Consider the following 12,963-nt stretch of genomic DNA (forward strand, 5'->3'; position numbering starts at 1 on the left):
TCATCAAATCGTAATCGCAATATAAATTACTATATAAAGGGCAGAGAATAAGACCATAAAAAGAGCGAATGGAATCGAGAAGACAAGATAATTTTTTAAGACAAAGATTTCTTCAAGCTCTTTTTTCTCGTGGGGTAACATTCTAATATGTTTAATAAATCGTTTAGTTTGGCTCAGTAACACGGGTCCACCGGTAGCCGACCAAGGGAGCATACTACTGCCTGATAAAATACCAAGTGCTAAAGCAGCATAAATTAAGTGAAAAGGAACGAGCGAAGATAAAGATGTACAAATGGGTAATAAAGTGGTTGCAGCAGGTCCAGCTGATAAAAATGTGGCAATTAGAAAGGATAATCCTAAAATAGAGAGACACATTAAATAAGGATTTTGTTGTGTAGCTGCTAAAATATATTCGGCGATAGAAGATAGAATTCCACATTGTTCTAAAACACCACCAATTAAAAATAAAGCGATTAAGAAAGCAATCGAGTCCAGTAGTGGCAAGTCGTTAAGAAGATCCATAGATTCTTTATGATTTGAAAGTAAGGCTAATCCCCCAAAGAATAAAGAAACGTAGGCAATCGAGACATTAAAAAAGGGACCCACACATAAACCAATAATATAACCAACGAATAGGATTAATGGAATACGTAATTCTTTCCATTTAATAGGTTCTTTCTTAATGACCGGCGATTCACGCCAGTGCTTTGAAAAAAAACGATACCAAATATATGTATAACCGCAAAGGAAAACAATAAATAAGAAACAAGGGAATAACATTTTATTTAAGAAATCAAAAAGTGAGAAATCAGTGTATAGAGTCAGAATCACAGCAGGGGTGTCAGCCCATGGAAGGGCTGCTCCTCCAATATTAGAAGAAACAACTAAACTAACTAAGATAGGGATAATTGGGATATGATATTGATTAGCTAAATAGATGACGGTATAGGTAAAGAGTAGAACGACACTTAGATTATTCATAAATAAGGAACTAAAGAAAATAAGGAAGGGCAGAACGAGAATAATAAAAGTTTGACTTCCTTTCGAGAGCTCGACGAATTTATAGCTGATCCGATTCATGACACCACAACGTTCAAATATATCCGTAAAAAGTGAAAGAACGATCAGAAGAATGATAATCTCAGAAGGAAATGAGGTAAAAGCTTTTGCAACATCAAAGGAAGATGTTAGTGTTCCTATGAGTAATAATGTTCCAGCACCTAACAGTGCAGTAGCTGTTCTTTTTTTGGTGTTAAGAATCATGCCAATATAAATAAAAATCGTCATGATAATAAGAATAATGTTCATTGCTACACTTCTTTTTTAATACACTTTCTGTATATCATATTGAAAGAAGGAGAATCTGTGTCATTTAATCGAGATAAAACACCCCATTTTTTCCTTTTAAAGAATTGTCGAATCTTAATTTTAAAAGTTTCTTATTTTTGCATAATATAGACTGTATAGAGGGTGTTATTTTATAAAAATAGTAATATATTAAAAAATAGTAGGTGGAAAAGGAGTGAGAAAGAAAATGAAAAAATCACCAATCATTGGATTAGCTCCATTATGGGATGATGGAAAGCAGTGCATTTGGATGGAGCAAGATTATCTTGAGGCTATCACCTTAGCAGGAGGCATTCCTATCATTCTACCTCTCGTACAAAATGAAGCTATCATTGAAGAGATTGCTTCAAAAATTGATGGATTGTTTTTAACAGGAGGACATGATGTCAATCCGAACATTTATCATGAAAAAGTTACTGATTTATGTGGGAAAATGTGTGATTCTCGGGATGAATTTGAATTGAAATTAGTAGAAAAAATAATAGAGCAAAATAAACCTATTTTTGGGGTTTGTCGAGGACTACAACTCTTAAATGTTTTCTTTAAGGGGACACTTTTTCAAGACATCCCAACACAATATAAAAAAGATCGCAACTTCTCACATCGACAACAAATCCCGTATGATCAACCGGTTCATGAAGTTTTTTTTGTCGAAGGTGGCTTGTTAGCTCAGTGGTTAAATGTGAATACTTTACAGGTGAATAGCAGACACCATCAGGGCATTAAAAAGTTAGGTGAAGGACTAATGGTTGAAGCTCTTTCAAGCGATGGCTTAATAGAAGCGATTCATCATTCTAATTACCCCTTTTTAGTGGCTGTTCAATGGCATCCTGAATCGAGATGTAAAACAAATGAACAAGAAAGAATACTCTTTGAACAGTTTGTGAATAGTTGTAAAAGAAGATAAATTAAAGTCAGCACATGTATGAAATTTGAAGGGAAAGGTATCCTAAAAAAGACACCTTTCTCTTTTTTTATTGGTAGATTGTATAAAATTCATTGACAGTTTCAGTAAATAAGAGTAGAATTTGAAACTGAGTTTCAAATTTATGAGAATGAGGTGTGAATATGACCGAGTCAAAAGGCTATAAGACGAGGCAACGGAGCTTAATTTTAAGCTATCTAGCTTCAAATCGGGATCGACATATTACTGCAGAAGAGATTATTAGCCATTTTCGTTCTAAAGGAACAAAGATAGGCAAATCAACGGTGTATCGATATCTTAATTTATTATTAGAAAAAGGGATTATTCGAAAGTATTTACGTGGTGATGGACCAACAGCATGTTATCGTTATGTGGACGAACAATCAACCGAGGCATTCGTCTGTCATGTAAAGTGTGAACGCTGTGGTAAAGTTGAAAATATTTCGTGTGAAGAAATAAAAAAAATCAGTGCAATCTTCGAGCAAAAATCTGCCTTTAAATTAGATTTAAGTCATACGATCTTTTATGGACAATGCAGGGATTGTAAAATAGAATGAGTTAGTTAAGAAGGAAGAGATTTAAAATGATAAAAAATGTTTGGACGATTTATAAAGAGGACCTTAAGCGTATTTTTACAAATTATGCCGCTCTTATCGTTATTTTAGCCTTATGTATATTACCGTCACTTTATGCGTGGTTTAATATTAAAGCATCGTGGGATCCTTATGGTCAGGAAGCAACGAGCCAAATTAAAATTGGTGTGATTAATAATGACAAGGGAACTGAGTTCAATGGAAAACTCATTAATATTGGAGATCAAGTGGTTGATCAATTAAAAGAAAATGATTTAATGGGATGGTAATTTGTTGACGAAGCAGAAGGAGAGAAGGCATTAGAAGAGGGAACCTTCTATGCAACGATTACGATTCCTGATAATTTTTCACAAGATATTACATCTTTAGTGACAAGTGATGTAAAAAAAGGACAAATGATTTATCGAGTGAATGAAAAAATTAATGCTATTGCTCCTAAGTTAACTAGTAAAGGGGCTACTGGTGTTCAAGAGAATATCAATCAAACAATTGTTGAAACGGTTAGTGGTATTTTGTTTGAAGCGGGAAAAGGATTAGGGTTAGAAATTCAAGAAACCGTATTACCTCAGTTATCGCATGTTTATGATCAATTAGAAGAATTAATTTCAAAATTTGGCGATATGAATAGTTTAGTGCAAACAGCTCATAATGGTGGAATTCAATTAAAAGACTTAATTGCCTCAATTCAGACCGATTTACCATTGATTGAAACGACCATTACTTCTGCAAAGACAACGATTACTTCGTTAGAAAGTTTCATGGATACTTCAAAATCAGCGCTAAGTGATTTCATGCCGACCTTAAAAAATGATCTGTTATTAATTCAGACGATTGCTGATGAACTAAATACTTATGTGAGTCAAATAGAAGAGGCCATTCTAAGTGGGTCAGACAAAGCTCCTGAATTGATTGAGAACTTAATTACAAAAGTAGAAAGTACTCAAAGTTTAGTGCGATCATTTGTTAAAGTATTAGAGAGTTTCAATAAATTCCCAGCTGGGAGATTTGATGATTTAATTTCACAGTTACAGGGTGTGAATGGAGAATTAGATAAAGCTAAAGACTTTTTACAACAATTACATGATACTACTGTTAATGGTGGAGAACCTAATTTAACGGTTTTAAATAACATCAAAACTTTATTAAGTAGTGTTTCAAGTACAGCGAGTTCCATTTATAATCGTTTTGATAGTGCTATTGTGCCATCTTTAAATAATGTCATTGATCAGGCTTATAGTACAGCAACTAATGTCTTACAAGTTTTAAAAGAGGCTGAAACAAAATTACCAGATGTTGCTTCCTTATTAAATACAGCGTATGAAGGAGCAGATAAAGGAATTGACGCCATTGAATATATCAACTCAAAATTACCTGAAGCAGAGAATAAAGTAAGAGAAGTGACTGCAAAACTTGGTGATATTAATGAAAGCCAAAGTTTACAAGAGGTGTTAACGTTACTTCAAGAAGCAGTGACGGAACGTCAAAACTTTATGTCATCTCCCGTCGATTTAGTTGAGGAAACCATCTTCCCAATGCATAACTACGGTACTGCGATGACACCATTTTATAGTGTACTCGCTCAGTGGGTCGGAATGACGTTATTAATTTCAATGTTATCGGTTCATGCAAAAGGCGAATATCGTCCAAGTGAAGAATATTTTGGAAAGTTCTTGTTGTTTGCAACAATTGCACTTGTTCAAGGTCTTATTATTGCATTAGGTGATTTATATCTTTTAAATATCTACTGTGTCAATCCAGGTTTATTTATTGTTGGAATTTTATTCACGAGTATCACATTTACTTTTATCGTTTATTCACTCGTTTCAGTATTTGGTAACGTTGGAAAGGTTGTCTCAATTATTCTATTAGTCTTACAAGTGGCAGGTTCAGGAGGAACTTTCCCAATTCAATTAACACCTAAGTTCTTCCAAATTATTAATCCATTTTTGCCTTTTACATATGCGATTTCTTTTGCACGTGAATCGATTGGTGGAATCGTGGAAAATGTTTTAGCAAAAGATATTATCATTATGTGTATCTATAGTGTGGGGGCAGTTCTTATTTCATTATTTTTAAAGAAACCAATTAATAAGTTATTACAAGGATTTGCTGAGAAATTTGAAGAAAGTGGGTTAGGGGAATAATCGCATGAAAATCATGCGATTTTTTCTTGGAATTTACTGTGATAGCGGATTAAAATGTTGACACCAAATTTAGGGTATGATATATATTTGATATGGGTGTTAGCACTCTAATGATGAGAGTGATAAAAAAAGAACAGAGGAGCGATTAAATTGAAACAATTTAAAGCAGAGTCAAAACGATTATTAGATTTAATGATTAATTCAATTTACACACATCGTGAAATTTTCTTACGTGAGTTAATTTCGAATGCAAGTGATGCGATTGATAAACTATATTATAAAGCCTTAACAGATTCAGATTTAAGCTTCAATGCAGATGATTACTTTATTAAAATTTCTATTGATGAAGAAAAGCGTCAGATTACGATTTCTGATACAGGAATCGGTATGACAGAAGCGGAGTTGGATGAACATTTAGGGGTTATCGCTAAAAGTGGTTCATTACAATTTAAAAAAGATACAGAGTTAGAAGATGGTCATGATATTATTGGACAATTTGGGGTTGGATTTTATTCAGCTTTCTTAGTGGCTGATAAAGTGACTGTCATTTCAAAAGCTTTAGGAGCAGAAACAGCTTATAAGTGGGAATCATGTGGAGCCGATGGATATACGATTGAGCCATGTGAAAAAGCAACGGTTGGAACAGACATCATTTTAACAGTAAAAGAAAATACAGAAGATGAAAACTTTGATGAGTATTTAGATGTCTATAAATTAAAATCAATTATCAAAAAATATTCAGACTTCATTCGTTATCCAATTAAAATGGATTTAACACGCTCACAACTAAAAGAAGGTAGTGAAAGTGAATATGAAGAAGTCACAGAAGAACAAACAGTTAATAGCATGGTTCCAATTTGGAAGAAAAATAAACGCGAATTAACTGATGAAGATTATGAAAACTTCTATAATGAAAAACACTTTGGATTTGATCAACCATTAGCACATATTCATTTAAGTGTAGATGGAACAGTAAGCTATAATGCTATTCTTTATATTCCAGAGAAGATGCCATACGATTTCTATACAACAGAGTATGAAAAAGGATTAGAACTTTATTCAAGTGGTGTCTTAATCATGAATAAATGTGCCGACCTATTACCAGATTACTTTAGTTTCGTCAAAGGAATTGTCGATTCAGAAGATTTATCGTTAAATATTTCTCGTGAAATTTTACAGCATGACCGTCAATTAAAATTAATTGCAAAGAACATTAAAACGAAAATTAAAAATGAATTAGAAAAAATGATTAAAAATGATCGTGAAAAGTATGAAACATTCTATCAATCATTTGGACGTCAATTAAAATATGGTGTTTATTCAGACTTTGGAGCAAACAAAGACGTGCTACAAGATTTATTAATGTTTGCTTCATCTCATGAAGATAAATTAGTGACATTAGAGGAATACGTGTCTCGTATGAAAGAAGATCAAACGCATATTTATTATGCCGTAGGAGATTCAATCGATCGTATTAAAAAGTTACCACAATCAGAGGCTGTGTTAGATAAAGGATATGAGATTTTATACTTCACAGAAGATATTGATGAATTTGCGATTAAAATGTTAATGTCATACCAAGACAAAGAATTTAAATCAGTTTCTAGTGCGGATTTAGGATTAGATACAGATGCAAAAGAAGAGGAAGCAACAAAAGAGTTTGCAACGTTATTTGAAAATATGACGTCAGTATTAAGCGGAAAAGTTAAAGCTGTTCGTGCAAGCCGCCGTTTAAAATCTCATCCTGTTTGTTTAGCCAATGAAGGGGATTTATCAATTGAAATGGAAAAGGTATTAAACTCGATGCCAAATGGTCAGCAAGTAAAAGCTGATAAAGTATTAGAAGTTAATGTTAACCACGATGTGTTTAAATCATTACAAGCTGCATATGAACAGGACCAAGAGAAGTTTGATTTATTTACAGATGTCTTATATAATCAAGCACGCCTAATCGAAGGGTTAGATATTGAAGATCCAGTGGCATTTACAAACAATGTTTGTCGATTAATGAAATAAAAAAATAGGTGACTATCAATGATAGTCGCCTTTTTTGATAGGATAAAAAAGATGTTTAATAAATAGGAATGGAACTTTAATCAAAAGAATTAAATCCAGTGATATTAAGTTGTCTTTTGAATTGCTATTAAAAAATGTAGGGTAATGCGGGTTTAATATGCTTTGGTAGAGTAAAGACGAAACAAAGGAATTTTTAAAACTTTATTTTCATAGACTTACAATAACGATGATAAACTAGCAAAATTAAGTAGGGGGATAAAAATGATAAGGGTAATCCTTTACAGTGTTTTCACTTTATGTTTGATAGCTGTCGTTTATGTCATGATCTATCAGTTTCTATTTAGATATGATGAAAGTTGTTCAAAATTAAAAGTATTGAATTTAGAAAAAGCAATCGACGATTTTTATTTATCAGAAGAAGATTATATAGAAAATATGACTAAATATGTGTACCCCAAACTAGAGAAGTATAGAAAAAGTGAGAGCTTTATGAATGATGGACATACGATTGTGTATGAAAGTTATCTTCTCGAAGAACCTAAAGCGACGATTATTATGATACATGGAAATTGTGAGAAAAAAGAGAAGTATCAAGAAGCAATTTATTATTTTTTAAACATGAACTATCAAGTCTATATCTTTGATCAATATGGTCATGGAGAGTCAACCCGTAGTCCAAGTGATAGAAATTTAGTTGATGTAGATCATTATGCTGTTTATGTGAATGATTTGCGTTATTTAATCGAGGAGATTGTTATAAAAGAAGTGAAGATGACTCCAATCGTTTTATTCGGACATTCGATGGGCGGGTGTATTGCTGCTTTATTAGCAGAGCAGTATCCAACGCTAATCGATGGCTTGATTTTATCATCACCAATGTTTCAAGTGGATACAGCAGGAATTTGGGAAGGATTTGCTTATCCGTATATTAAGTTGAGTTGCCTATTAGGAAAGAAAACAGATTATCTAGTTGGAGAACCTTATCGTCAAGAATTAGAGCAGGAAATCAATTCAACTCACTTATTAACGAATAGTCAAAAGAGAGGAAGTTTTATGTATCAACAGCGATTTACAGGTGGCACTTCTCCAACTTTCGGTTCTTCTTGGCAATGGGTAAGAGCATCAATCGATGCGATTCATCAAGTACTTAAGAAAGAAAATATTACTTTGATAGACGCTCCAATCTTATTATTTCAAGCAGAAGAGGATAGCGCTGTACTGCCATATGGTCAATATTCTTTTGCAAATTCAGCTCATGAAATTGATTTTTATTTAATTGAGAATGCACAACACGAGTTGTATATAGAAAAGGATGAAATTATTCAATCTTATTTTAATCAAATGAAAGAGTTTATTGAAACTAAAATTTTAAAATAGCTTAATCAATCGAATGATTAAGCTATTTTTATATCGTCATAGATAAATGGGATAAGAAGTTGGAATGCTCTATGTATCATAAAGACGTGCTATATCTAAAGGAATATACAGGCAATCGTTTGGGGCACATTGTCAAAGTTGGTCAGATTGTTTATAATTATGTAATAAAGCGTTATTATGGAAAAAAATTTAGTTCATGTAAATAATGTTAAATTATGTAATTAGAAAGGGTGTTACCACATAATGAAAAAGCGGGTAAAGGAAAATATTATAATAGGAGCAGGATTAGTTACCTTATCATTGTTATTACATTTTGTTCATGTCCTTATCTTTAAAGATATTCATCATACGATGATTTTTTTAGTTGCTGATATTGCTTTTATTCCAATGGAAGTTTTCTTTACTAGTATGATTTTAGAGCGTATGTTGGAAAGACGTGAAAAAGAACATGATAAAGAGAAACTAAATATGCTTGTTGGTGTATTTTATGCAGAAATTGGGACACAATTATTAGCATACTTCGTTGATCAAGATGATCGAGTTGCCATTTGTAAAAAATTACGTATTCAAGACCCATCGATTTGGAATGATGCCTATTTTAAACGTTTACAACAATTGAACTCATCTTATCACTATGAAGTTCAATTAGCCAAAATTGAATTAGGCGATTTAAAACATATGTTGCATGAAGGAAAGAATTTATTAATCACTTTAATGACAACAGAAAGTTTACATGATCATGAGACGTTTACTGAAATGTTAATGTTAATTATGCATTTAAAAGAAGAGTTAGATGTGAGAGATATTACTTCTTTATCTGAAGCTGAACGTCAGCATTTAGAGCAAGACATGTCGGCGTTATATCGCTATTTAACTTATGAGTGGTGTTATTATTTAGATTATTTAAGTAAACATTATCCAGGGTTATTCAATACCGCTATTATGTTAAGTCCATTTAACAAAAAGCATCAACGTTGTAGTTTAGAAACTAACTAAGAAGGGGTGATAGGTGTGACCTTATTAAATCAGCATCAAGCCGTTGGGATTGTTGCTTTATCGAATGGCTTAAGTGAAAGTCAACGTCAAACAATTGAACAATTAGAAGTTGTATTAGCTAAACTAGGGTTAGAAATGAAGTGGCCAGCTTCTTTATTTAAAAAGCACAGCATTTATCATGCAACGGATCAAGAACGTGCAAAAATATTAATGGATTTTTATGAGGATAATCATATTCAAGCTATTTTTGATGTTTCTGGTGGTGATTTAGCCAATGGAGTATTACCTTATTTAGATTATGATATCATTCGTAGTCATCCAAAGTTGTTTTTTGGCTATAGTGATTTATCGGTTGTAGTCAATGCTATTTATGCTAAAACGAGTCACCCAACGTATCTGTATCAACTTCGAAATTTAGTTGGATCCATGGCAGAGATTCAGCAAGGAATGTTCCAAGAAACGTTGATGCAAGGAGGAAATACACTTTTTAATTTTCAACCCACATGGATTCAAGGGAAGAAAATGAAAGGTGAGGTTGTTGGTGGAAATATTCGCTGTTTCTTAAAATTAGCTGGAACTGAGTATCTACCATCTTTTGATGGAAAAATCTTATTACTTGAAAGTTATAGCGGCGATGTGGCGAAGATGGCCACTTATTTAAATCAATATAAACAACTTGGAGTTTTTGATCAAATTAATGGTTTGATTTTAGGCCACTTCACAGAAATGCAACAAAAAGGATATGAGCCCGATATTGTTTCATTAGTCCAAGAGATTGTCGGTAATCAAGATTTACCCATTGTGAAAACGGATGATATTGGACATGGCCCAGATTCAAAGTGTGTCATTATTGGTGAACTTTTGACACTAGGACGTGAGGAGGGGAATGGAAATGAAGGATAAACAAAAACAAAGTCATTGTGGGACTTGTGAGTACAATGTCAATAATTATTGTACGAGTCATCATGGCTACTATTTTCATGGAGAAGCCATTTCTGATGAAGAGGTTGAGTGTGAGGATTGGGTGAAGAATGTTCATGCTTACCCATTTTTGATTCAAGAAAAATAATCAAATAGAGACTTTAATGATATAGGTGAAACTTAACGATTGGATGAAGCCATAACTCCTGAAAAGGATTATGGTTTTTTTGTTGTCATTTTACAGAAAATAAAGACATAAAATTTTAGTGTTAGACTATTTATGGGGGAGGATGATTTTCGTGTATTGTCGTCATTGTGGGAAAGAATTGAATGAAAATGCTGATTATTGTACAAGTTGTGGAGTGTCAACGAACAAAGGGAATGCTTACTGTTCGTTTTGTGGAGCAGAGACGAATGAGGCAGCTGACGTTTGTGTAAAATGTGGAGCCAAGTTAAAAAAATTAAATGGAGAGCCTAAGTCAAAAATTGTAGCGGGACTATTAGGAGTGTTCTTAGGAGCATTTGGGATTCATCGTTTTTACTTAGGCTATACAACAATTGGAGTCGTTCAATTAATATTAAGTGTTCTACTTGGATTTTTTACATGTGGTGTGACAACTGCGATTGTTGGTCTATGGGGATTTATTGAAGGTATCTTAATTATTTGCGGAACAGTAATTACGACAGATAGCGATGGAAATTTACTACAGTAACCCATGATGAAATTTCGGTATTATCGACTCATATGTTATGTTGTAGGACTCATTGTTATTTATTTGATTCCATTAGGAGCTATTGAAAACCATCGATTATGTCTATGGTATCATTTATTTCAAGTCGATTGTTTTGGGTGTGGGTTTACCCGTTCCTTTTTTTGTTTCATGAACGGGGAGCTTTTGAAAGCTATTAGTTATAATAAAATGGTCCTATTCGTTCCATTGGGGTGGGCAATTGTGATTCAAGATAGTTGGATGATCATGACCAAATCAAATCGATTGAGTTTACTGGAACGAACCTTTATGCATGGAGCACGATGGTTATATCCTAATTTGAATCGCTTTAAAAAACTTAACTAAATCTACTTCAGATGCAATGTCATTAATAGAAACATCATCTATATCCTATGATTTAGCTAAGAAACCGATGGGTTCATGATACGTAGCTGGATTTTAATTATTTTGTCGATGAATCATTTCATCGACTTTTTTTATCGTGAATGATAAAAACATTCTTGGCGAATTTTGTTATTAAAATGAACTTATTAAGCTGGAGCATCGAGCTCTAATGGCTTATGTTTCATCAGTTCGTTCATCTATCAAGGAGAATTTACGTAAAAATCTTTAGAAATAAATGATTAGAAAAAGCCCCCTTTCGAGTCTCTATCGTGAAAATCAACTGTCCATTTGAGATGAATCGTTAAATGGACTGGATATCAGGAAGCGAAAAGTCATTGAATTCTTGTTATTCATTAATGATCCAATCCATCCTATTCATCCTTCATCTATAGCACGCTATAAAATGAATAGATGTTGAATGAAAAAATGTCAAACAGGTAGAATTTCTACTTGTTTTTTTATATCAAACGTTAACTTTGATTTTCGAAGTAGTTGACAATAAAAATATTGGGTGTTAAGATGTAAACCATTGGAAGGTGAAATATCATGGGATTAAAACAAGAGATATTGAAATTATTAGAGGAAAATCGTGAACAATATTTATCTGGACAAGAGATTGCGAATCGCCTCTCCTTTAGTCGAACAGCTGTCTGGAAGTCTATAAAGGCATTAAAAGAGGATGGATATGAGATTGATGCTATTTCAAATAAAGGATATCGATTAGATACGACGTGTGATTTATTATCAGCTGAAGGAATTCGATGTTATTTATCATCGGATTATCACAACGTACCTATAGAGGTGCATCAACAGATTGATTCAACGAATACGGAAGCAAAGAAACAAGCGATGAATGGAGCACCTCATGGGACTGTGATATTAGCCGAAGAGCAAACAGCTGGACGTGGACGTTTAGGAAGAACGTTTTATTCTCCTAAAGGAACAGGCATTTATATGAGTATGATTTTACGTCCCAATTTACATCTTAGTCAATCGATTCACGTCACGACTTCAGTTGCGGTGGCCATCTGCCAAGTGATTGAAAGGTTAACGAATCAAAAACCACAAATTAAATGGGTCAATGATATTTATTTAAATCAACAGAAAATTTGTGGGATTTTAACAGAAGCAGTGACAGATTTTGAAAGTGGGGATGTAGAATATCTGATTTTAGGGATTGGTTTGAATGTTCATACTAAACACTTTCCAGTTGAGCTACAAGCGATTGCAGGCTCTTTGAATCCAGAGGTAGTCACTCGCAATCAAATATGTGCTCATTTGTTAAATGAAATTTTGCCACTTTGTGAGGATTTCAGTCATCCGTTCTTACTTGATGAGTATAAATCAAGATCTAATGTATTAGGGAAGTGGATCACATTCATACAAAATCAACAGAGGTATGAAGCTTTAGCAGAAGATATTGATGGTCAAGGAGGACTAAAAGTTCGATTGAAAAGTGGAGAGCAGATGACCTTGAATTCAGGTGAAGTTTCAATTCGATGGAGATAAATTTAATAATTGAAAAATTA

13 protein-coding genes are annotated in these 12,963 nt (G+C 33.2%); 12 read left to right on the forward strand and 1 reads right to left on the reverse strand.

The window, feature by feature from the left end:
• Positions 1-3: 3 nt before the first annotated feature.
• Complete coding sequence (locus AT726_RS10965) at positions 4-1,308, reverse strand: SLC13 family permease (RefSeq protein WP_068759576.1); 1,305 nt, start codon at positions 1,306-1,308, stop codon at positions 4-6.
• A 214-nt stretch (positions 1,309-1,522) separates the two neighbouring features.
• Here AT726_RS10965 and AT726_RS10970 point away from each other — a divergent pair, with 214 nt between their 5' ends.
• The 12 genes from AT726_RS10970 (at position 1,523) to AT726_RS11015 (ending at position 12,943) form a co-directional block, all read left to right on the forward strand.
• Positions 1,523-2,254 (forward strand): gamma-glutamyl-gamma-aminobutyrate hydrolase family protein, encoded by a 732-nt coding sequence (locus AT726_RS10970; RefSeq protein WP_144436971.1) that lies wholly within the window; start codon positions 1,523-1,525, stop codon positions 2,252-2,254.
• Positions 2,255-2,415: 161 nt separating this feature from the next.
• Positions 2,416-2,829, forward strand: a complete 414-nt coding sequence (locus AT726_RS10975; RefSeq protein WP_055275334.1) for a Fur family transcriptional regulator — start codon at positions 2,416-2,418, stop codon at positions 2,827-2,829.
• Between the two features lie 26 nt (positions 2,830-2,855).
• Positions 2,856-3,134: a YhgE/Pip domain-containing protein gene (locus AT726_RS13310; protein ID WP_237297098.1), complete on the forward strand. Its 279-nt coding sequence runs from the start codon at positions 2,856-2,858 to the stop codon at positions 3,132-3,134.
• Positions 3,135-3,233: 99 nt separating this feature from the next.
• Complete coding sequence (locus tag AT726_RS10980) at positions 3,234-5,009, forward strand: YhgE/Pip domain-containing protein (protein ID WP_237297099.1); 1,776 nt, start codon at positions 3,234-3,236, stop codon at positions 5,007-5,009.
• Between the two features lie 192 nt (positions 5,010-5,201).
• The gene (gene htpG / locus AT726_RS10985) at positions 5,202-7,025 is read left to right on the forward strand and encodes a molecular chaperone HtpG (protein WP_068759788.1); all 1,824 of its coding nucleotides are present in this window, start codon (positions 5,202-5,204) and stop codon (positions 7,023-7,025) included.
• 261 nt (positions 7,026-7,286) lie between these two features.
• A complete protein-coding gene (locus AT726_RS10990; RefSeq protein WP_055242168.1) occupies positions 7,287-8,402 on the forward strand; it encodes an alpha/beta hydrolase in 1,116 nt (371 codons plus the stop codon).
• A 243-nt stretch (positions 8,403-8,645) separates the two neighbouring features.
• Positions 8,646-9,398, forward strand: a complete 753-nt coding sequence (locus tag AT726_RS10995; RefSeq protein WP_055275337.1) for a hypothetical protein — start codon at positions 8,646-8,648, stop codon at positions 9,396-9,398.
• A 15-nt stretch (positions 9,399-9,413) separates the two neighbouring features.
• Entirely contained in the window at positions 9,414-10,301 is an 888-nt protein-coding gene (locus tag AT726_RS11000; RefSeq protein WP_055242172.1) for a S66 family peptidase, read from the forward strand.
• Positions 10,291-10,467, forward strand: a complete 177-nt coding sequence (locus AT726_RS12890) for a hypothetical protein (protein WP_156343898.1) — start codon at positions 10,291-10,293, stop codon at positions 10,465-10,467. The genes AT726_RS11000 and AT726_RS12890 overlap by 11 nt, the downstream gene beginning before the upstream one ends.
• A 151-nt stretch (positions 10,468-10,618) precedes the next feature.
• Positions 10,619-11,032, forward strand: a complete 414-nt coding sequence (locus AT726_RS11005; protein WP_055275339.1) for a TM2 domain-containing protein — start codon at positions 10,619-10,621, stop codon at positions 11,030-11,032.
• A gap of 6 nt (positions 11,033-11,038) precedes the next feature.
• Positions 11,039-11,395 (forward strand): DUF2752 domain-containing protein, encoded by a 357-nt coding sequence (locus tag AT726_RS13640; RefSeq protein ID WP_172676286.1) that lies wholly within the window; start codon positions 11,039-11,041, stop codon positions 11,393-11,395.
• 585 nt (positions 11,396-11,980) lie between these two features.
• Complete coding sequence (locus tag AT726_RS11015) at positions 11,981-12,943, forward strand: biotin--[acetyl-CoA-carboxylase] ligase (RefSeq protein WP_068759579.1); 963 nt, start codon at positions 11,981-11,983, stop codon at positions 12,941-12,943.
• Positions 12,944-12,963 lie beyond the last annotated feature (20 nt).

The sequence above is a fragment of the Turicibacter sp. H121 genome (assembly GCF_001543345.1).
Classification (GTDB): Bacteria; Bacillota_I; Bacilli_A; order MOL361; family Turicibacteraceae; genus Turicibacter; species Turicibacter bilis.